The following is a 20,921-nucleotide window of genomic DNA, read 5'->3' as shown; positions in this document are numbered from 1 at the left end:
TGCGCCTCAGGCCGGCGGCGGCGCGTCTCAGGGTCTCTACGGCGGTCATCGGGTCTCCGGCGGCGCGAAGCCCCTGAACGCCGCCTGGACGGCAAAGGCTCCCGCCCGTCGCCCGTCAGCTCTGGGCGGCCGGCAGCTCCAGCACCGCCTTCAGCCCGCCCATGTCGCTGTCCGCCAGGGTCAGCCGCCCGCCGTAGGCGCGGGTCAGGTCGTCCACGATCGACAGGCCCAGGCCCGACCCCGGCGCGCTTTCGTCCAGCCGGGCGCCGCGCTGCATGACCGTGTCGCGCTGGTCGGCGGGCAGGCCCGGCCCGTCGTCCTCGACCACCAGGATCATCTGGCCCAGACCGCTGCCGCCGGCCGAGACGCGCACCCGGCGCCGGGCGAACTTGGCGGCGTTCTCGATCAGATTGCCCAGGATCTCCTGCAGGTCCTGCCGCTCGCCCAGAAAGGCCAGGTCGTCGGGCGCGCGCCAGTCGATCTCGACCCCCTTGGTGCGGAACACCTGTTCGATCATGACCGCCAGTTCGTCCAGCACCTCGGGCACCGGCGTCGTCTCGCCCAGTCCGTGGGCGGCGCGGGCGGCGGCGCGGGCGCGGCGCAGGTGGTGGTCCACCTGGCCCTGCATGACCTGGGTCTGGCGCCGCACCAGTTCGGGCAGTTGCCCCTCCTGCGTCCCCGCCTCGGCCAGCATGACCGAGATCGGCGTCTTCAGCGCATGGGCCAGGTTGCCGACGTGGGTGCGCTGGCGCTCGACCACCTCCTGATTATGGTCCAGCAGGCGGTTGACCTGTTCGGCCAGGGGTTGGATCTCCAGCGGATAGGATCGGCCGATCCGCGCCGACCTGCCCTTGCGGACGTCCGCGATCTCGTCGCGCAGGTCGAACAGGGGGCGCAGCCCGATCCGCACCTGGATGAAGACCGCCGACACCAGCCCCAGCCCCAGGATCAGCAGGGCGATCCAGGCGACATGGGCGAACTGGCGCGTGTCGGCGTCCACCTCGGACCGGTCCACGGCGGCGATGAAGATGATCGGATGTTCGTGCCGGGGGATGGACTTCATGCTGGCGGCGACGCGCAGGGGCTCGCGCGTCTCGGCGTCGTCCTTGGGGCCGGTCGTGTTGAAGGTGATGACGTCGCCGAAGGCCGCGTCCAGCCGCCGGGGCAGGTCCGGCGGCAGCGCCAGATCATAGCGCCACAGCGAGTTGGAGCGCGCCAGATTGACCAACCGCCCGTCGGGCCGCACCTCCAGGATTTGCCAGTATTTGCCCGACAGCAGGCGCAGGGTGCGGGCGTCCTGGATCTGGGGCGACACGTCGCCGGGCGGGGTGCGGCTGGCGGCGACCACGATCTCGTCGATGGTCTCGTTCAGCGTGGCCCCCAGTCGCCGCAGGGCCGATTCCTGGAAGGCCTGGGTCAGGACCAGGGCCGCGATCACCAGGGCCACCAGGATCCAGGCCGAGGCCAGCCAGATCAGCCGGCGCGTCAGCGACCGGCCCGGCCGCCCGAACCAGCGCCCCCAGTCCAGACGTTTCGCGACCGGCGCCTCGGTCACGCCGGTTCGGATTCGCCCGCCAGCGGCGTCAGCCGGTATCCCAGGCCGCGCACCGTTTCGATCCGGTCAGGCCCCACCTTCTTGCGGACCCGGCCGATGAAGACCTCGATGGTGTTGGAATCCCGGTCGAAATCCTGGTCGTACAGATGTTCGACCAGTTCGGTCCGGCTGATGACGCGGCCCTGATGCATCATCATGTAATGCAGCAGCCGGTACTCCAGCGACGTCAGTCGCAGCGGCTCGCCGTTGACGCTGGCCCGCGCGGCGCGGGGATCGAGCCGCAAGCCCCCGCACGACAGGGTCGCCGAGGCGATGCCCGCCGAGCGACGCAGCAGGGCCCGCAGACGCGCCAGAAGCTCCTCGGTATGGAAGGGTTTGGTCAGATAGTCGTCTGCGCCCGCGTCGAAGCCCGCCACCTTGTCCGACCAGGCGCCGCGCGCCGTCAGGATCAGGACCGGCGTGGTCTTGCCCTCGCGCCGCCAGCGCTCCAGCACCGACACCCCGTCGATCTTGGGCAGGCCCAGGTCCAGCACGATCACGGCATAGGGTTCGTTCTCGCCCAGATAATGGGCTTCCTCGCCGTCCGGGGCGTGGTCCACGGCATAGCCGGCGTCGCCCAGCGCCGCCTTCAGCTGACGCGACAGGTCCGCGTCGTCCTCGACCAAAAGCACGCGCATCAGTTGGGCCTGCGTCGTTGAGTGTTGTCGGGACCACCCTGGCGGGCCTGGCCCGTCTGGCCGTCGACGACGACCTCTCGCACGCGCCCGTCGCGTTCGACCAGGACGGAGTAGTTGCCGTCGCGGCGCGGCTGGGTGTCGATGGGACGGCCGCCCCCGGCCTCGCCGCCGCGACGCCGCGCCTCGTCGGGACTGACGCGCGGGCCGCGATCCTGCGAGCGCGGGTCCTGATCGCGCGACTGGGCGGCCGCCTCCGTGGTCAGGACAGGGGCGAAGGCCAGGGCCATGATCAGGGCCTGGGCGGCGACGATGGGACTGGCGAGCTTGCGGGACATGGCGACCGATCTAGCCCCATTGATCTGAACGGGTGCTGAATGCCTCGTATAGGTCAACCGACGCCGTGCGCCAAACCGGGGATCGCGCAAACCTGTCGATCCGGTCATCCCGATGAACGCCGCCTGATCGCCGCCGTTCAGATCGGGCTCAGGCCCGGGATGGTCCTGTCGGGTCGACGCTGGCCGTTTCCGACCGGCGCAGTCCTTGAAGGAGCCCATCATGCGCAAGCTCGTCGCCCCCGCCCTGATCCTGGCCGCCGTCTCGGTCGCGGCCCCGTCCATGGCCCAGTCCTACCACCGTCCGGCGCCGCCGCCCCCGCCGCACCATGGCCCCTATCAGCCCGGCCATGGCGCCTGGCAGTCGATCAACGCCCGCCAGGCCAATCTGGATCGCCGCATCGACCGGGGCGTCCGCACCGGCCAGCTCAGCCGCCGCGAAGCCGTTCGCCTGCGTGGCGAGTTCAACAGCCTGCTGCGGCTGGAGGCCAATTACCGCCGCGGCGGCCTGACCGCATGGGAGCGCGCCGACCTGGACCGCCGCTTCGACCGCCTGTCGGCCCAGATCCGCTACGAGCGCGGCGACCGGAACCACTGGCGCGGCTGAAACCCTTCGGCGGTTCAGCGCGCCCCGGTCGATCCGGCCGGGGCGCGCGTCGTTGCACGCGCCTGGGCCAGTTCGCGGGCGGCGACGGCGAAGTCGGCCTGGAAGGCCGGGTCGGCCTTCAGGGCGGCGAACAGGGCCGCGCCGACGATGCGGCCGGCCTCGACGTCGCTGGCGTAGTGGACGCCGCAGATCGCCCGACTGTCGCCATAGGCCAGGCCGCGCGCCAGGATCTGGTCGGCGCGGTCGGGGGCCATTTCGGACAGGACCAGCGCCCAGGCCCAGCCCAGGGCCGAATGGCCGGACGGATAGGAGCCGCTGGCCGCCAGCCACGGCTCGGGCGCGAAACAGGTCTCGGCCGGCTCGGACACGAAGGGGCGCGGACGGATGAAGCCGCGCTTGGCCGGGGTCTGGATCGTCTCCAGGTCGCCCAGCATCCGCCCCAGCAGCCGCGTCAGGGTCGGCATACGTTCGGGAACGAAGGCCACGCCCAGCGCCTGGTCGAACACGCGCGGCGCGGACGGGGTCTCGATCTCGTTGTCGGCGCGCGCCTGGTCCCAGCGGGCCGTGCCCTTCAGGGCGCGGGTGGCGCGGTAATAGGCCAGGTCGTCCTGCGCCCTCAGCGATCCCGCCTCGGGCGGCGGCGGCAGGAAGACGGAGGCGTCGGGCGCATGGCCCTTGTCCAGATAGCCGTGCGGATGATCGCGGAAGCCGGTCCAGAAGACGGGGTTCGGCGCAGGGGCGGAGACGCAGCCGACAAGGGCCAGGGCCAGGGCGGCCGTCGTAGACCGGCGACCGAAGAGGGAAAGACGCATGGAAACTCTGAAACTCTTGGAAACTCAGGCGACCTGGGCGCCGGGACGGCCGTCCTCGACGACCCAGGTCCTCAGGGTGGACAGCGAAGCCTTGGGATCGCGCACGTCGCTGACGGCCTGATAGCGGGTGGTCATCCGCTGGGGCGTGACCTCCATCGACATGTAGCCCCGCACGCGGCTGTCGAAGAACTTGATGTGCGGATTGGCCGGCATGGCCGCCATCAGACTGTCGTAGGGCGGGCCGCCCGAGGTGATGGAGGTGCCCACGAACTCGGTCGCGACCACCGGCGAACGCTCGTCGCGGCTGTCCAGCAGGACATCGTTGGTCCAGAAGGAATGGTAGTCGCCGGCCAGGACCACCGGGTTGCGCGGCTTGATCGTGTGCAGCGCCTGGGTCATGCGGTCGCGCGCGGCGGGGAAGCCGTCCCAGGTGTCGGTCCAGTAGCGGGTCTCGCCGTTGGGGTTCTCGAACCGCAGACCGGCCATGACCAGGTCCTGGCCCAGGATGTTCCAGCGCGCCTCGGCGCCCGCCAGGCCGTCGTACAGCCAGCGCTCCTGCTCGAAGCCCAGGAAGGTGCGCGACGGGTCCACGCGGTCCAGGCACTGGGCGTCGGTGACGATCTGGCCCCTGGCGCCGCCTTCGTCCACACAGGCCCCGCGCGAGCGATACTGGCGCCCGTCCAGCATGAAGAACTCGGCCAGCTTGCCATAGCGGACGCGCTTGTGGATCGGCATCTGCAGGCGGCGATCCAGGCGGGTGCGGCGGATCGGCATGGCCTCGTAGAAGGCCCGATAGCCGGCGGCGCGGCGGCGCAGGAAATCGTCCGGCCGACCGCCCTTGTCGGCCCAGACGCCGGAATAGTTGTCCAGCACCTCATGGTCGTCCCAGACCACCAGACAGGGCGCCGCCGCGTGCAGACGCTGCAAATCCGCATCGGTCCGGTGCAGCGCATAGCGGTTGCGATAGCCGGCCAGGGTGGTGGCGTCCTCGAACCCGTAGGGGCGCACGATATTGGCCGCCCGCGCCCCGGTGCGGGTGTATTCGTAGATGTAGTCGCCCAGGAACAGGGTCAGGTCCGGCGCCTCGTCGGCCATATGACCATAGGCGCTGAAGTATCCGACCTCCCAGTTCGAGCAGGAGGCGACGGCCAGCTTCAGCCGATCCACCTCCGCGTTCGGCGCCGGCGCCGTGCGGGCCAGGCCCACCGGGCTGCGCTGACCGGCGGCGGTGAACCGATACCAGTAGGGGCGGCCGGGGGTCAGGCCCTGAACCTCCACATGGACCGAATGGGCGTCGGCGGCCTCGGCCGTGACCTGGCCCGAGGCGACGATGCGGGAAAAGCCTTCGTCGGCGGCGACGTCCCAGCGCACCGGGATGGGCGCGGCCAGACCGCCCTGTCCGTCGGGCGCGACCGGATCGGCGGCCAGGCGCGTCCACAGTACGAAACCGTCCGGCCACGGATCGCCGCTGGCGACGCCCAGGGGGAACAGATAGGCGCCGCCCGCCTGGGCCCGGCCAAAGCGCAGCACGACGGGGGCGGCGACCAGCCCCCCGATCAGGGCGCGGCGGGAGAATCCGGCGTTCAGGACGCTCATCGGCCCGCGCTCCCGGCGGCGGCGCCCGGACCGAAGCGGGCGCGGAAGTCCTCCAGGCGGATCACGAAGTCGTCGCTGGCGACGAAGTCGGCGTCGCTCATCTGGGGCTGTTCGTTTTGCTTGTAGCGGCGGGCGTATTCCGGCTGGTCCGACGCATACTGACGATAGTGGGTCGAATAGGCGCGCACCCGCACCGTCGGCGTCTCGCCGGTCATGTCGAAGGTCATCAGCCGCATCCAGCCGTCGCCGATCCCCGGCGCGCGATCCGGCGCCAGACCCGCATCCAACGCGGTCTGATTGCGGTCCTGATAGTCCGACAGCAGCTGATGGACGGCGCCGCCCTGGCGGTTGAGATCGGTGCGGAAGGCCTGGCCGTTGTGGTGGCCGCTCAGGACCATGAAGATCTGCGGATTGCGGGCGATCAGCTTGTCCCACACCCCCTGGGCGTCGTTGTCGAACGGGTCCAGCGCGTGCAGATCGACCACCGGATGGGCGCGGCGCTGGCCGGTCTTGTCGATGAAGTCGTGGGTGGTGATCAGGGTCGGCAGACCCGGATGGGCGTGGATGACCGTCTCGGCCCATTTCAGGCTGGCGTCAGACGGGGCCATCTGCAGGCCGATGTGCAGGAAGCGATAACCGCCCGCCTCGAACAGCTGGGCGCTGTCGGCGCCGCCGTCGTGAGAGGCCACATACCAGGGACGGTCCTTGAAGAACTTCGTCTCCGCCCCGAAGACCCGGTTCCAGGCGGTCAGGCCGCCGATATGGATCATGCCCAGTCGGCGCAGGTCGCCGGCCGGCGCGGTCAGGTCCTGTGGCCATTGTTCGTCCCACCACTGACCGTCGTAGTCGTGATTGCCCGACACGACCGAGAAGGGCAGGACGCCGTCGATGCGGTCGTATGCGGCGATGGAGGCCGGAATCTCGACCGTCCGCACGCCCTCGGCCACCTTGTCCAGATCGGCGCCGACGGGCGCCGGGCGGGGACGAAAGCCGCGCGCGGCATGGTCGGGGTCGATGGCCAGGACCGGATGCTGCCACACGTCGCCGACGGCGGTGGCGAAGACGATGTCGCCGCCGCGCGAGACGGCGTGATCGGCGATGAACTGAAGCTGTTCGGTCATCATGTCGCGCGCGTCGAAGGGGAAGCCCGCCGCGCGCTGATGGGTGAAGTCCGCATAGTTCTGGGTGTCGGGAATGACGGCGATGGTGAACCGGCCGGGCGCCGGCTGGGCCAGGGCCGCGCCCGAGACCAGGGCGATCCCGCCCGCCAGAAGGGCGCAGGTCAGGCGTTTCCAAAGGGTTTGCACGGCGCGATCTCCCGGCGAAAGGATGGGCTTCGGCCTGGTGACCGAAGCCCGGATTGGATCAGTAACGATAGCTCAGGCGCACGCCCCAGGTGCGCGGCGGATTGGGCGAACCCGTCGCCGCCGAGATGAAGCGGTTGCGCGATTCCTCGGAGTAGGAATCCGTCAGATTGTTCACATAGACGCCGAACGCATAGTTCCCGTTCATCGGCCGCACCGTCACCCCGGCGTTGACCAGCCAGTAGGAGTCGATGATCGAGTTGGACGAGGTGGAGAACTTCTCGTCGCGGAAGGCGTAGTTGGTCTGGGCCTCCACGCCCCAGTCGCCCATCTGCCAGTCGTAGGCGATCGAACCCTTGTAGTCCCATTTGGGGAAGGGCAGCCGCTCGCCGGCGCGGTCGCTGTAGACGATGGTGTTGTACTGGCCCGTCACCGGGTCCTTGGCCGCCTCGGTCGCCGTGGCGTTGACGAAGAAGAACTCGTCGTATTCGCCGTATTTGTAGGCCAGGGCTTGGGTGATGGTCAGGTTGGGCAGGGGCCGCCAGACCGCCTCGATCTCCGCGCCCTGGATGTGGGATTTGGGCACGTTGATCATCCGGCCCACGCGGCCGGTCTGGGTGTAGAGCACGCCCTGCAGCTGCTGGTCGCGGTAGTCGTAGTAGAAGGCGGCGGCGTTGAACTGCAGCTTGCGGTCCAGGAAGCTGGACTTCACGCCGGTCTCATAGGCGATCAGCTCTTCGAACTTGAACGGCTCCAGCTGGTCCGGCAGGCCGCTGTTGTAGGTGGTGAAACCGCCCGACTTCACGCCGCGCGAGACGTTGGCGTAGGTCAGGATGTCGTCGCTGATCGTATATTCGACGCCCAGTTTGCCGGTCCATTCGCGCATCGACTGCGACTTGGAGGCGGTGGCCCGGACAGAAGGCGTCGGCGCCAGAATTTCGGTCTTGAAGTCGTTCAGTTCGCGGCTTTCATCCTCGTAGCGCAGGCCGCCGACCAGGGTCAGGCGGTCGGTCAGCCTGTAGTCCAAATTGCCGAACACGCCGGTCGTCTCGACCTTCTGACCGTAGGTGGTGCTCATGTAGAAGCCCAGGGTCCGGGCCTGCGAGAAGTCGGAGTAGAAGCCGCCGTCCACGCTTTCGTTGGCGTGATAGACGCCGGCCAGCCACTGGGCGCGGCCGCCGGTCGGCGAGGCCAGGCGAACCTCCTGCGAAGAGGTCTCGATGTCGTTGAAGAAGAAGGTGCCCGCCTCGTTGGATGCGGTGGCGTCCCAGTCGTTGAACTCGTTGCGGTCGAACGTCTCATAGCTGGCGATGGCGGTCAGGGTCGCCCAGGTCAGATCCTGGTTCAGGCGCAGGCTGACGCCCTTGCCCTCGTTGTCGCGGAACGGCTTGGCGTTGGGCGAGGCGCCGATCAGCTGGGCGAAATAGGGGCTGATGCCCCAGCCGGTGATGCGGTGCGACGTATCGATCGGATAGACCCGGCCGCCGCCCGCGGTGAAGGGGCTGGTGATCAGGCGCAGGCCCCGACCGTCCGACTGGTCGCGGCTGTAGTGCAGGTTCAGGTCGATGTCGGTCTGGGCCGTCGGGGTCCAGTTGACGCGCAGGCGGGCGGCCTTGGTGTCCTTGTCGCCCAGGCTTTCGCCGGTGTCGCGATGGTACTGCCACGCCCCGCCCGATTCCGCCGCCACCGACAGGCGAGCCGTCAGGTTTTCCGCGACCGGACCCGACAGATAGCCCTCCAGCTTGGCCGCGTCATAACTGCCGTAGCTCAGGTTCAGGCCGGCGGCGACATGGTCGGTCGGGGCGTTGGTGATGACGCTGACCGCGCCGCCGGTGGTGTTGCGGCCGTAAAGCGTGCCCTGCGGCCCGCGCAGCACCTCGACGCGAGCGATGTCGTACAGCAGACCTTGCGTCATCACGCCGTAAGGATAGGCCACCTCGTCGACATAGATGCCCACGGTCGAGGTGTTGTTGGCGGCATAGTCGGTCAGGCCGACGCCGCGAATGCGGAACTGGGGCTGGCCGCCGCCCAGCTGGCTGTCGACCTCCAGGCTGGGGACGGTGTTCTCCAGGTCGTTGACGGTCTGGATGTTGCGGTCGTCCAGCGTCTCGCCCGAGATGACGGTCAGGGCCAGACCGACCTTCTGCGAGGATTCGGCGCGGCGCTGGGCCGTGACGATGACGTCGTCGACCGATGCGGTCGCGGCCTCGGACTGGGTTTGGGCGACGGCGGGCAGGGCCGCCAGGGTGAGCGCGGCGACCGAGGCGCCGAGAAGAAGACGTTTCATTTTGACCATCCATCGGGCGACGCGCGGGGCCCCCGCCCTCGCGTGTCGATGTGTTTCGGGATGTCGTCGAACAGCCGCCTGATCCACGCTTTGGTCGAGACGCGCGCGGCCCGGGGGAGGCGAGCCTGGAGCGTCTTCGTCGCGTCTGAAAAACAACTGTTCGACAACGATGCCGCAATAGGCCGCACGGACGATGCTTTTGTGACGCTTGTAGGAACTGTTTTTGTCAGATGAAGACCAACCATCCACAACAGGCCGGTAACGCGCGTTCTGCTACGACTGTCGCGCAACCAGCAGGCAGGCCGCCGTCTTCAGGGCGTCTTCATCGAGCGCCCGACCGCGCGCGCAGGCCAGCAGGGCCTCGGCCTTGATCCACAGGGCGAAGCGGGTGGCCGCCAGACGGTTGAGGTCGAAATCGGCCGGCCAGACGCCTGTTCGCTTGTAATAGGTGCCGCCGCCCTCCGGCCCGCGCAGCAGCATGGCCAGGTCGCGCAAAGACGGATCGCGCCGGGCCTCGATGCAGATGCTGGCGATCAGTCGGGCGTATCTGACGTAAAAGCCCTCCGCCTCGCGCCCGATGGCCACGGTCGGCGCCATGATGGCGGCCCAGCGATTCAGATCGACGCCGGCCGGGTCGCCGTCCGGCGTATGGCCCGCAAGGTGGCCGGGCATGTCGCGGAACACGCTGTGCCAGACCGCGTCCAGCACGAAATGGCGCATGTCCGGCCAGTGATAGGCGATGGTCGAGGTCGAGGTCGCGGCCACGGCGCTGACCGAACGATTGGTGATGGCGGTGATGCCGCCGGCCAGAATCTGGTCCGCCGCGATGTCCAGCAGCTTACGCCGCATGGCCTCCGGCTCGGCGTCCCCCGCGGGCGCCTGGGGCAGGACCATGGCGTCGCGATACCAGAAGGTCGCCGTAGGCGGACCATCGGCGAGGCCGAAGGCGCGATCGACCATCGCCCCCAATCCCTCGGCGGCGACGACGCCATAGTCCGCCCGGCCGCGAAGCGCGCCCGCATAGTATTGTTCAAACGTCAGCCAGGCGACCAGGGGCTCCACGAACCCGTCCAACCGCGCATCGCGCGCCAGATGCCGACGCCAGGCGGCGCAGCGCATGGCGTGCCAGCGACCCACCATGTCACGCTGCTCCGGGGCCGGCTCGGCGTCCAGCAGCAGGGCCTCCCAGATGCGGGCGAACCCCGCGTCGTCCGCCACCCGATGCCCCAGATAGGTCTGGGCCAGGGCCAGCAGGCCGTCGCGCGCCAGCGGCAGACCCGCCACCGAGCCGAAGAAGGCGTCGTGAAAGGCCGCATCGCGCCGCAGCGCCTCCTCGCCCACGGCCTGGATCAGGCCGGACTTTGCCCCGAACAGATTGACGATGACGGTGGTGCTCTTGCCCACCGCCTGGGCCAGGTCGCGAAGCGTCAGGCTGTGCAGCCCCTCGGCGGCGGCCCGCTCGATGGCCGCGTCCAGAATGAGCGCGGCTTCGACGGCGCGACTGTGGCTCTGGCTGATCGACATGGGTCCTTAGGCCGAAGTGCGCGGAAAGGCGTCATGTCATGCGGGGTCGGGGCGTTGCGATCAAGCCTGCCGACGAAACAGTCCGACGACCACGACGGCCGAGGCGAAGCAGGCGGCGGCGGCGATGTACAGTCCCCGGACGTCGATGTCGGCGCGCTCCAGGATCAGGGCGGCGATGGGCGCCAGGGCCTGAGGCAGGGCGACCGCCAGATTGTTCAGCCCCATGTCCCGCCCCCGGTTCTCCCGCGACGGCAGGGCGTCGGCCATCAGCCCCATCTCGACGGAACCATAGGCGCCCTGGCCCAGGCCATAGGCGGCGAAGGCGATCACCGCGACGATCCAGGACTGGGTCAGGGCCAGGGCCAGGGTCGCGCCGCACAGGAGCGCGGCCCCGAAGAAGGCGACCGGCTGGCGGCGACGGATGCGCCGACCGAACAGGGCGACCAGGCCGGCGACGATCACGACCCCGCCGAAGCCGACGCCGGTTAGCAGGGCATGGGCGCTTTCCGGCGTGCGACCGGCCCACCCCACCGCATCGGTGATGAAATACAGCAGATAGACGCTGACCAGCGCATATCCCGTCGCGATCAGCAGACGGCAGGTCCAGACGACGACGAAGTTCCGTGATCGGAACGGATCGAAGAAGGCCCCGCGCGCCGCCGGTCGGGGCGCTTCGCTGTGCGGCCCCCCGGTCGAGGCGGGTTCGTCGAAGACGATCAGGAACAGGGCGGCGGCGGCCAGCAATATGCCGCTCAGCACCGCCAGCCGTCCCGGCTCGTGCTGGGGCCCCAGCGCCATCAGGCTGGACCCCAGGGCGACCGCCAGGGGGTAGGACAGGCCCATCAGGGCGGAGACGGTGCTGCGCAGGGCCAGCGGCACGCGCTCGGCGAACACCGCCGACAGCGGCGCCATCAGAACGTTGAACGCAAGCTGGAAACCGATGATGGCCCAGACGAACTGGCCCGGCGTCGCAGACCGCCAGATGCCGACATAGCTGAGCACCGTCAGCACGGCGCCCAGCGCGATCCAGGGCCGACGACGACCGAACCGAGAGCGGGTCCGATCGCTGATCGCACCCATGGCGATATTGGCGACGGCGGCGGTGACGGCGCCCCAGACCATGGCCCGGCTGAGGATCTCGGTCTTGGCCCTGGCGTCCAGACCGGCGGCGTGCAGCGGGGCGACGATCTGGAACAGGGGCGCCAGGCCGACGAAGGCGGCCAGGAAAAGCACCAGATAGGCCGCCAGGACCAGGGTCGTGCGGCGGGTTTGGGAACGGCTGGAAACTTCGCCCTCCTGCATCGAACGGCCCTCGCCTCTATGGCACGAGGCCCGGCGCGCTTTCCAGCGCCATCATGGCGTCAGACGGCCTGAACGGCTGCAACATAATGCGATCAGACCGCCCCTTGTGACAACGCTGTCAGATGCTAGAGTTTTTGCAAGGGATGCTGGCGTGGATCGCCGTCGTTCGTGAAAGACAATGGCCTTGAGGGAGGTTGGGGTGAGGAAGAGATTGACGGCCGGCGTCGCGGCGTTGGCCCTGGCGGCCGCCTTCGGCGCGGCCCATGCGGAACCGGAGGCCGGCGCCGTGCGCATGAGCCAGGTCGGGTTCGAGACGCAAGGTCCGAAGACGGCGACGGTCGAGGATCGGGCCACACGCCCCCTGCCCTGGCGCGTCGTGGATCGGGCGGGCGCCACCGTGGCGCAAGGAACGTCCAAGGTCTTCGGCCAGGACGCCGCCTCGGGCCAGGCCGTGCATACGGTCGATTTCCAGTCGCTGCAGACGGACGGCGAGGGCTATCGGCTGATCGTCGGCTCGCACGAGAGCCGCCCCTTTACGATCCGGCAGCATCCCCACGCCCGGCTGAAATACGACGCCCTGGCCTATTTCTATCAGAACCGGGCGGGCGTGCCGATCCTGGCGGCCCATGTGGCGCGGCCCGATCTGGCCCGCGCGGCCGGGCATCCGCACGAGACGGCGACCTGTTTCTCGGGCGCGGACCAGGCAGGCGTGGTCTGGCCGGGCTGCGACTATACGCTGGACGTCACCGGCGGCTGGTACGACGCGGGCGACCACGGCAAATATGTCGTCAACGGCGGGATTTCCGTCTGGATGCTGTTGAACGCCTATGAGCGGGCGATGGCGCGTAAAGGACCGGGGGCGGACGCCTTCGCGGACGGCAAGGTCAGCATCCCGGAGGCCGGAAACGGCGTCAACGACCTGCTGGACGAGGCCCGCTACGAGATCGAATTCCTGCTGAAGATGCAGATTCCCGACGGGGTGAAGCTGCGCGTGCCCGTCGGCGCCCAGACGCCGGGCCAGCCCCTGACCCTGACCGAGATCGACGCCGGCGGCATGGCGCATCACAAGGTTCACGACGCGCGTTGGACCGGCATTCCCCTGGCCCCGGCCGACGATCACGAGACGCGCCTGCTGTATCCGCCCAGCACCGGGGCCACCCTGAACCTGGCGGCCGTGGGCGCCCAGTGCGCGCGCATCTGGCGCGAGATCGACCCCGCCTTCGCCCGACAATGCCTGGCCGCGTCGCAGCGCGCCTTCCGCGCCGCCCTACGTAATCGCGACGTGCGGGCCGGAGAGAATTTCGCCGGCGGCGGCGCCTATGGCGACAACGACTTCTCCGACGAATTCTACTGGGCGACGGCCGAGCTTTTGGCCACCACGCGCAATCCCGCCTATATGACGGCGCTGAAGACCTCGCCCTATTATCTGGGCGGCCCGACATCGGGCAGAAGCGCGACGGGCGATCCGGGCTATTCGTGGACGGCGGCGCTGGGCTCGCTGACCCTGGCCACCGTGCCGGACGTGCTGCCCGAGGAAGACCTGGTCAAGGTGCGCGCCAACATCGTGGCGGCGGCCCGGACCTATGTCGACGCCGGCTATGGCCAGGGCTACGGCCTGCCGGTCGCGGGCGAGACATACGAGTGGGGATCGAACGGCGCCCTGATGAGCCGGGCGGTCGTGCTGGGTTCGGCCTTCGACTACACCGGCGACTGGAATTTCCGCAACGCGGTGATCTGGTCCCTGGACTATGTGCTGGGCCGCAATCCGCTGGATCGGTCCTATGTGACGGGCTATGGCGACCGGCCGGTCCAGAACCCGCACCATCGGTTCTGGGCGCATCAGGCGAACCCGGCCTATCCGCTGGCCCCGGCGGGCGCCCTGTCGGGCGGGCCGAACAATCAGGCCATGATCGACGATGTGGCCAAGACCCTGGTCGGCAAATGCGCGGCCCAGACCTGCTGGGCCGACGACATCAACGCCTACGCCCTGAACGAAGTGGCCATCAACTGGAACGCGCCCCTGGTCTGGGTCGCCGCCTTCATCGACGATCACTGAAGCGAAAGGCCCGCTGCGATCGCGCGGCGGGCCAATGGCTTCTCAGGTTTTCGGGGCAGGAGCGGCGCGGGCCGCGAAGTCGTCATCCGCCTGGTCCAGGCCGCCCAGATCACCGCGCGCTCGCGCCTTTCGCCCATAGGCCCATTCGAACATCGGCGAGGCCAGCAGGGTGGTGATGATGGCCATCAGCACCAGGATCGAGAACAGGGCCGGGCCGATGACGCCGCGCTGCAGCCCGATGTTGATGATGATCAGCTCCATCAGCCCCCGCGCATTCATCAGGGCGCCGATGCCCAGGGCGGTGGCGTTGTCCTGACCCGTCAGGCGGGCGGCGGCCCAGCAGGCGCCGCCCTTGGCCAGGATGGAGCCGATCAGGATGACCCCCGTCACCGCGACCAGTCCCAGATTGTCGACCAGGGTCAGCTGGGTGTTCAGGCCCGAGAAGGTGAAGAACATCGGCAGCAGCAACAGGACCACCAGCGGCTCCAGTTGACGCCGCACGTCCTGGGCCAGCAGGCCGCGCGGCATGACGACGCCCAGGATGAAGCCGCCGAAAACCGCGTGAACCCCGACCGCGTCCATGGCCCAGGCGCTGGCCATGAACAGGATCACGACGACGCCCAGCAGGGTCGGCCCCACCCGCCCCTCGCGCTCGGCGATCCGACCCAGGGGCGCCAAGAGCCTGGGTCCCAGGGCCAGCATGAACAGGGCGAAGGCGCCGCCGCCGCAGATCGCCGCGATCGCCACCATCGGCCCGGCCCCGAAACTGGCCAGGACGACGGCCAGGACGCACCAGGCGCCCGCGTCGTCTATGGCGCCGGCCGCCAGCGACAGCGACCCCAGGCGGGTGCCGCTGAGCCCCCGCTCATGGATGATGCGCGCCAGCATGGGAAAGGCGGTGATGGAGATGGCCGCGCCCATGAACAGCATGGCCTGCCATGTGGCGACGCCCCCGCCGAACAAGCCCATGGAGACCAGCCAGGGCGCGATGGCGACGGCGACCAGGAAGGGGGCGGCCATGCCGGCCAGGGAGACGGCCGCCGCGCTCTTGGCGTTGGCCTGGAAATGATCGCGCCGGAAGCCCAGACCGACCAGGAACATATAGAGGCCGACGCCCAGCTGACCGCCGACGAACAGGATGGAGCGCGACTCCTTGGGGAAAAGGGCCGCCTGCAGATCGGGCGACAACAGGCCCAGCAACGACGGCCCCAGGATCACGCCGGCGATCATCTCGCCCACCACCTGGGGCTGGCCCAGGCAGCGGTTGGCCAGCCAGCCCACGATCCGGCAGGCGGCGACGATGATCGCCATCTGCAGGAAGAAGGCGACGCTCAGCTCAGCGTTCGTCATCGTCCAGCCCCCTCCCCCGAAGGACGTCTATCGCGTCGTCGGGCAGACCGTATCACCCTCGTTGGAGGCGAGGCGGATATTCTCCACCGTGACCCCGAAGGCGCCGTTGGAACGCAGGCCCCAGGGCTGTTCGACCGCCGCCAGATTGGCGCCGGCGTCGCGCAGGCACGACAGACGCACCTTGAGCGTCCGCCATTCGCCAAGCGGCGCGGCCTTGAACAGGCTGGTGAGGTCCACCTGTCCGTCGCCCAGCGCCAGGTGCACGGGGGCGACCGGGGCGGCGTCGACGCGATAGCGGAAGGCGATGGCCATCTCGCCGTTGGACTGACGGATCAGGTCGACGGGCTGGGCCACGATCATCGCCATGCCGCCGGCCGGCGAGAAGGCCAGGGCGCGGGCCGATTCCTGACCGGCGCCGTCGGTGGAGCGCACGGAGACGCCGCCGCGCGGACTGGCCCCGGCCTTTTCGGCGCCCAGGCGGAAATCGCCGCCCGCGTCGCGCAGCATCAGCGACCAGGGGGCCACGAAGCGGCCATCGACGAAATAACGGTCCAGGCTGCTGCCCGTGCTGACCACGCCGCTGTCCTCGGACAGGGCGCCGACGCGGACGGGCCGCGCGTAGGTCAGGCCGTAGCCATAGGCGAACTGTGGGTCATAGTCCGGCTGGCCCACGTTCAGCGGCTCGCCCTTGGCGGTCTTGGGCCAGCTGAAGGACAGGGTTCCATGGAAGTCGTTGCGCGGCTTGCCGGCCGCATCGCCGATCAGCACGTCGGCGACGCCCGCGCCTTCCGTGCCCGGCAGCCAGGCGGCGACGAAGGCGTCCGACGCATTGATCTCCGGGTTGGTCCACATCGGACGGCCCGACAGGAAGACCGAGACGGTCGGCACGCCCGCCGCCTTCAGGCGCTTCAGCGTCTCCAGCGGTTCGGTCGGCAGGAAGTCCAGGGTGTCCACGTCGCCCTGGAACTCGGCATAGGGGGTCTCGCCGAAGACGACGATGGCGACGTCGGGCTTCTGGGTGAAGGATCCGTCGGCGCTGAGGGTCGCCTGGCCGCCGCCGGCGGTCACCGCCTCGCGGATGCCGCTCCAGATCGACTGGCCGTTGGGGAAGTCGGCGTTGGTGTTGCCCGTGCCCTGCCACGTCAGGGTCCAGCCGCCCGACGCCTGGCCGATGTCGTCGGCGTGGCCCGCCACCAGCACCCGCGCGCCGGACCGGATCGGCAGGACCGACCCCTCGTTCTTCAGCAGCACCAGCGACTTGCGCACCGCCTCGCGGGCCAGGGCGCGGTGGGCGGGCGAGCCCAGTTCGTTCAGACGACCCTCGACCGGGCGGGCGTCGTCGAACAGGCCGGTCTTGACCTTGACCCTCAGGATGCGGCGCACGGCCTCGTCCAGTCGGGCCATCGGGATCTCGCCCGACTTCACCTGGGCCAGGGTCGAGGCGTAGAGCGGCTTCCAGCTGTCGGGCGCCATGAACATGTCGATGCCGGCGTTGAAGGCCAGGGCGCAGCTTTCGTTCGAACAGCCGGGCAGCTGGCCGTGCGCGTTCCAGTCCGACACCACGAAGCCGTCGAAGCCCAGCGGGCCGCGCAGCACGTCGGTCAGAATGGTCTCGTTGCCCGAATGTTTGACGCCGTTCCAGCTGGAGAAGCTGGCCATGATCGACAGAACGCCCGCGTCGATGGCCTGGGGATAGCCGGACAGATGGGTGCGGATCATCTCTTCTTCGGACCCGGCGTAGTCGCCCTGGTCCTTGCCGCCCGTGGTGCCGCCGTCGGCCAGGAAGTGTTTGGCCGAGCCCGCGATATGGCCGGCCGTCAGCGGATGGTCGGCCGACAGCGTCCCCTGCAGACCCAGGGTCATGGGGCCGGCGTAGCTTTGCGCCACCTCCGGGTTCTCGGCATAGCCTTCGTAGGCGCGGCCCCAGCGGTCGTCGCGGGGCACGGCCAGGGTCGGGCCGAAGGTCCAGTCGGCGCCGGTCACCGCCACTTCCAGCGCGGTGGCCTCGCCGATGCGGCGGATCAGGTCGGGATCGCGCGCGGCGCCCAGGCCGATGTTGTGCGGAAAGATGGTGGCGCCGACGATGTTGTTGTGACCGTGCACGGCGTCGATGCCGTAGATCAGCGGAACCTTGGCGCCCGGCCGCTGGGCCGCCGCCGCGCGGAAGGCCCGGGCCAGTTCGACCCATTTGTCGGCCGAGGCGCGCTCGTCCCCGCCGGGCGAGGAGTTGCCGCCCGCCAGGATGGACCCCAGCGGATAGGTCAGCAGATCCTCGGGCTTGATCGAGCCGATGTCGGCCTGGATCGTCTGGCCCACCTTCTCCTCCAGCGTCATCCGGCTCATCAGCTCGGTGACGAACGCCTCCGTCGCCCGATCCGTCATCGCCGCCGGCGACGCCGCACGGGGCCAAAGTCCCGGATGGGCCCGCGCCGCATCCGTCACGATCGACGCCTCGGCCGTCACCGCCTGAACCGGAACAGGACGAGAGGGCATGGCGACCGCGCAGGCGCTCGACATCAGGGTGATCACCAAGGCGGTGGCGGTCTTTCGCATGGACGAGGCCCGATCCTTACGGCCCCGGCGCCGCCCAAGCCAACCCCGGCGGCGCGCATTCAGGCCAATGCTGACGTCCGACAAACAGTGGACGATCCGACTGTGCCAAACTGATGACAGCGCTGTCAAGACACAGGCTGGCCGATGATCTCAGCGTGAACGCTCCGCCGTGGATTGGCGGGCGATCAGGTCGTGAGCGACGATGACCCGGGCGTTCGGGTCGCCCGCCAGAAGGCGACGCAGAGGCGGGATCAGCCGTTGGGCGGCGGCGGCGGCCATCTCCGCCACCGGCTGGCGGATGGTGGTCAGATCGGGGGTGCTGAACCCGGCGCCCGGCGAATCGTCGAAGCCGGCGACGGACAGGTCGACCGGAACCGACAGGCCCAGACGCGCCGCGCCATGCAACACCCCCAGGGCGGTGTCGTCGTTGCTGGCGAAGACGGCGGTGATCTCGGGCGCGGCCTCGTGCAGCCGGTCCATGGCCGCGTTTCCCGACCTGAAGGTGAAATCGCCCTCCACCACCCAGTTGGCCTGAACCTCCAGCCCGGCTTCGACCATGGCGTCGCGGTAGCCGGCCAGGCGACGGCGACTGGCGCCATAGGCGATCGGCCCGGTGACGAAGCCGATCCGGTCGTGACCCAGGGCGATCAGATGGGCGGTCATCTCGCGCGCGGCGCGCCGCTCGTCCATCTCGACGCAATAGCCGCGATCGAAAGCGGCCTCGGGCCCGATCCGGGCATAGGGGGTGCCGGCGGCGTCCAGCACATCCATGACCATGGCGTTGTCCGAATTGGGAGGTGTCAGGATGACGCCCTCGGGCCGGATCGAGTTCAGCAGGGCCATCAGGTCCCGCTCCAGATCGCCCGAGTTGTGATCCACTAGTTCGACCATCAGGTGATAATCGACCTGACGCGCCTCCATTAGGGCGCCGAACTCCAGACGGCCCAGATAGTCGCTGCCCCGGCCGCTCTTCCAGTGTTCGATGGTCAGGTCGGCGTCGACCAGGACGGCGATCAGGGACGAGGAGGCGCCCGCCAGGCTGCGCGCCGACAGACTGCGCCGATAGCCGAGCGCGGTGGCGGCCTCCTCGACCTTGGCGCGCAGAGACGGGCTGACATTGGGCTCGTTGTTCAGAACGCGCGACACAGACTTGATGGAGACGCCGGCCCTGGCCGCCACGTCATAGATCGTCACCGTCGCCAAGTTCCGCCCCCGAACACCATCCGCTGCAATCGTTCTTAGCACTGAAGACGGGAATAGCGATGTCGCGCGAACGTATATTGTCGGCCGATTGTCCTGCGCTGTCATGGGCCGATTTCATCTGATACGAAGCCGCATGGACACGATCAAAGATCAGGGCTCGATCAAACGGGTCGTCATTCTCGGCGGCGGCACGGCGGGGTGGATGACCGCCGCCGCCCTGTCGCATCGGCTGGCGGGGCGCGGCGTCGGGATCGAGCTGATCGAGTCCGACGCCATCGGCATCGTCGGCGTGGGCGAGGCCACCCTGCCCCACATCCGCGCCTTCAACACCGCCATGGGCATCGACGAACAGGCCCTGATCGACCGCACCCAGGCGACGTTCAAACTGGGCATCCAGTTCGTCGATTGGGGACGGCCGGGCGACGCCTACATCCATCCCTTCGGCGCCTATGGCGAACCGATCGAGGGGATCGACTTCCACCAGGTCTGGGCCGCGCGCCGGGCGGGCGGCGATCCGACGCCGCTGGACGACTACAGCTATCCGGTGCGCGCGGCGGAAGCCTGCCGGTTCCAGCGGCCGACGTCGGACGCCGGTTCGCCCCTGTCCACCTTCTCCTACGCCTTCCAGTTCGACGCCAGCCTCTACGCCGCCTTCCTGCGCGAGGTGTCGTGCGGACGCGGCGTGGTCCGCACCGAGGGCAAGGTGGTGGAGCATCATCTGAACGCCGAGACCGGCCATGTCACGGCCCTGACGCTGGAAGGCGGACGACGCATCGAAGGCGACCTGTTCATCGACTGTTCGGGCTTTCGCGGGCGACTGATCACCCAGGCGCTGGACACCGGTTTCGAGGACTGGAGCCACTGGCTGCCCTGCGACAGCGCCTTCGCCGTGCCGTGCCGGACAGTGACGCCGGTCGGTCCCTATACGCGTGCGACGGCCCGTCCCGCCGGTTGGCAATGGCGGATTCCGCTTCAGCACAGGACCGGCAACGGCCTGGTCTTCTCCTCGGCCCATCTTTCGGACGAGGCGGCGCGACAGACGCTGATGTCCAACCTGGAGGGGCCGGCGCTGGCGGAGCCGCGTCGTCTGTCGTTCTGCACCGGGCGCAGGCGCAAACTGTGGGACCGCAACGTCGTCGCCATCGGCCTGTCGGGCGGGTTCCTGGAGCCGCTGGAGTCGACCAGCATCTATCTGATCCAGTTGGGCGTCACGACCCTGCTCGACCTGTTCCCCGATCAAGCGGGGATGGCGGACGACGCGCGCGAATACAATGCGATCATGGCGCTGGAGTTCGACCGCATCCGCGACTTCCTGGTCCTGCACTATGTCGCCAACCAGCGTGACGAGCCCTTCTGGCGCGCGATGCGCGAAATGGCTTGGCCGGACAGTTTGTCGGCCAAGGTCGAGGCCTTCGTGTCGCGCGGCCTGTTGCCCCACTATGACGTCGGCGTGTTTCATCCGCCCAGTTGGCTGGCCGTGCTGATCGGCCAGAACATCGTGCCGCGGGGCTGGGACCCGCGCGTGGAGCGGCTGGATTCGGTCAGGCTTTCGGCGAAGCTGGCCGGACTGCGCGACGCGGTTCGCGGCGCGGTGGACGGGACGCCGGATCATATGGACTTCATTCAGGCCAAGGGTCGGCCCATGCGGGGGGCGGTCTGATGGCGACGAAGACCTGGCGGGTTCAAGGCGACGGGCTGGCGGCCTGGGCGGCGGCCGCCCTGCTGGCCCGCGCCGTGCCGGACGGCCATGCGGTGACGGTCGA

The 20,921-nt window shown here is 69.2% G+C and carries 15 protein-coding genes; 3 read left to right on the top strand and 12 right to left on the bottom strand.

The features are described 5' to 3' along the window. Positions 1-115 precede the first annotated feature (115 nt). The 3 genes from RTU05_RS10780 to RTU05_RS10770 are packed head-to-tail and all read right to left on the bottom strand — an operon-like array spanning position 116 to position 2,567. Positions 116-1,555, bottom strand: a complete 1,440-nt coding sequence (locus RTU05_RS10780) for a sensor histidine kinase (RefSeq protein WP_248118487.1) — start codon at positions 1,553-1,555, stop codon at positions 116-118. Beyond that, positions 1,552-2,232: a response regulator transcription factor gene (locus tag RTU05_RS10775; RefSeq protein WP_312598151.1), complete on the bottom strand. Its 681-nt coding sequence runs from the start codon at positions 2,230-2,232 to the stop codon at positions 1,552-1,554. The genes RTU05_RS10780 and RTU05_RS10775 overlap by 4 nt, the downstream gene beginning before the upstream one ends. Continuing rightward, on the bottom strand, positions 2,232-2,567 hold the full coding sequence (locus RTU05_RS10770) for a hypothetical protein (RefSeq protein WP_312598149.1): 336 nt from the start codon (positions 2,565-2,567) through the stop codon (positions 2,232-2,234). The genes RTU05_RS10775 and RTU05_RS10770 overlap by 1 nt, the downstream gene beginning before the upstream one ends. Before the next feature lie 220 nt (positions 2,568-2,787). Here RTU05_RS10770 and RTU05_RS10765 point away from each other — a divergent pair, with 220 nt between their 5' ends. After that, positions 2,788-3,171, top strand: a complete 384-nt coding sequence (locus tag RTU05_RS10765) for a hypothetical protein (RefSeq protein ID WP_312598147.1) — start codon at positions 2,788-2,790, stop codon at positions 3,169-3,171. 14 nt (positions 3,172-3,185) lie between these two features. On the opposite strand, the gene RTU05_RS10760 is transcribed toward RTU05_RS10765, so the two are convergent. The 6 genes from RTU05_RS10760 to RTU05_RS10735 form a co-directional block, all read right to left on the bottom strand. Next, on the bottom strand, positions 3,186-3,983 hold the full coding sequence (locus tag RTU05_RS10760; RefSeq protein WP_312598146.1) for a phosphatase PAP2 family protein: 798 nt from the start codon (positions 3,981-3,983) through the stop codon (positions 3,186-3,188). Positions 3,984-4,007: 24 nt separating this feature from the next. Then, entirely contained in the window at positions 4,008-5,579 is a 1,572-nt protein-coding gene (locus tag RTU05_RS10755; RefSeq protein ID WP_312598145.1) for an alkaline phosphatase D family protein, read from the bottom strand. Continuing rightward, positions 5,576-6,886, bottom strand: a complete 1,311-nt coding sequence (locus tag RTU05_RS10750; protein ID WP_312598144.1) for a serine/threonine protein phosphatase — start codon at positions 6,884-6,886, stop codon at positions 5,576-5,578. The genes RTU05_RS10755 and RTU05_RS10750 overlap by 4 nt, the downstream gene beginning before the upstream one ends. Positions 6,887-6,944: 58 nt before the next feature. Continuing rightward, a complete protein-coding gene (locus tag RTU05_RS10745; RefSeq protein WP_312598142.1) occupies positions 6,945-9,170 on the bottom strand; it encodes a TonB-dependent receptor domain-containing protein in 2,226 nt (741 codons plus the stop codon). A 273-nt stretch (positions 9,171-9,443) separates the two neighbouring features. Beyond that, positions 9,444-10,694 (bottom strand): TetR family transcriptional regulator, encoded by a 1,251-nt coding sequence (locus RTU05_RS10740; RefSeq protein WP_312598140.1) that lies wholly within the window; start codon positions 10,692-10,694, stop codon positions 9,444-9,446. 60 nt (positions 10,695-10,754) lie between these two features. Next, positions 10,755-11,996, bottom strand: coding sequence for an MFS transporter (locus tag RTU05_RS10735; protein WP_312598138.1), 1,242 nt, complete (start codon positions 11,994-11,996; stop codon positions 10,755-10,757). Positions 11,997-12,195: 199 nt separating this feature from the next. On the opposite strand from RTU05_RS10735, the gene RTU05_RS10730 reads away from it, so the two are divergent. Then, positions 12,196-14,052: a glycoside hydrolase family 9 protein gene (locus RTU05_RS10730; protein ID WP_312598136.1), complete on the top strand. Its 1,857-nt coding sequence runs from the start codon at positions 12,196-12,198 to the stop codon at positions 14,050-14,052. Positions 14,053-14,094: 42 nt separating this feature from the next. Here the strand turns inward: RTU05_RS10730 and RTU05_RS10725 are convergent, their stop codons facing one another. The 3 genes from RTU05_RS10725 to RTU05_RS10715 form a co-directional block, all read right to left on the bottom strand. Further along, complete coding sequence (locus RTU05_RS10725; protein WP_312598134.1) at positions 14,095-15,402, bottom strand: cation:proton antiporter; 1,308 nt, start codon at positions 15,400-15,402, stop codon at positions 14,095-14,097. Positions 15,403-15,429: 27 nt separating this feature from the next. After that, positions 15,430-17,955 carry an exo 1,3/1,4-beta-D-glucan glucohydrolase gene (locus tag RTU05_RS10720; RefSeq protein ID WP_312598132.1) on the bottom strand — a complete coding sequence of 842 codons (2,526 nt, stop codon included), beginning with the start codon at positions 17,953-17,955 and terminating at the stop codon, positions 15,430-15,432. 150 nt (positions 17,956-18,105) lie between these two features. Beyond that, positions 18,106-19,158 carry a LacI family DNA-binding transcriptional regulator gene (locus RTU05_RS10715; protein ID WP_409411617.1) on the bottom strand — a complete coding sequence of 351 codons (1,053 nt, stop codon included), beginning with the start codon at positions 19,156-19,158 and terminating at the stop codon, positions 18,106-18,108. Positions 19,159-19,291: 133 nt separating this feature from the next. Here RTU05_RS10715 and RTU05_RS10710 point away from each other — a divergent pair, with 133 nt between their 5' ends. Beyond that, complete coding sequence (locus RTU05_RS10710; protein ID WP_312598128.1) at positions 19,292-20,818, top strand: tryptophan halogenase family protein; 1,527 nt, start codon at positions 19,292-19,294, stop codon at positions 20,816-20,818. Positions 20,819-20,921 lie beyond the last annotated feature (103 nt).

It is taken from the genome of Brevundimonas sp., from assembly GCF_032017145.1.
GTDB lineage: Bacteria > Pseudomonadota > Alphaproteobacteria > Caulobacterales > Caulobacteraceae > Brevundimonas.
Note: the sequence above shows the minus strand (reverse complement) of the source record. Positions and strands in the feature narration are given on the sequence as shown.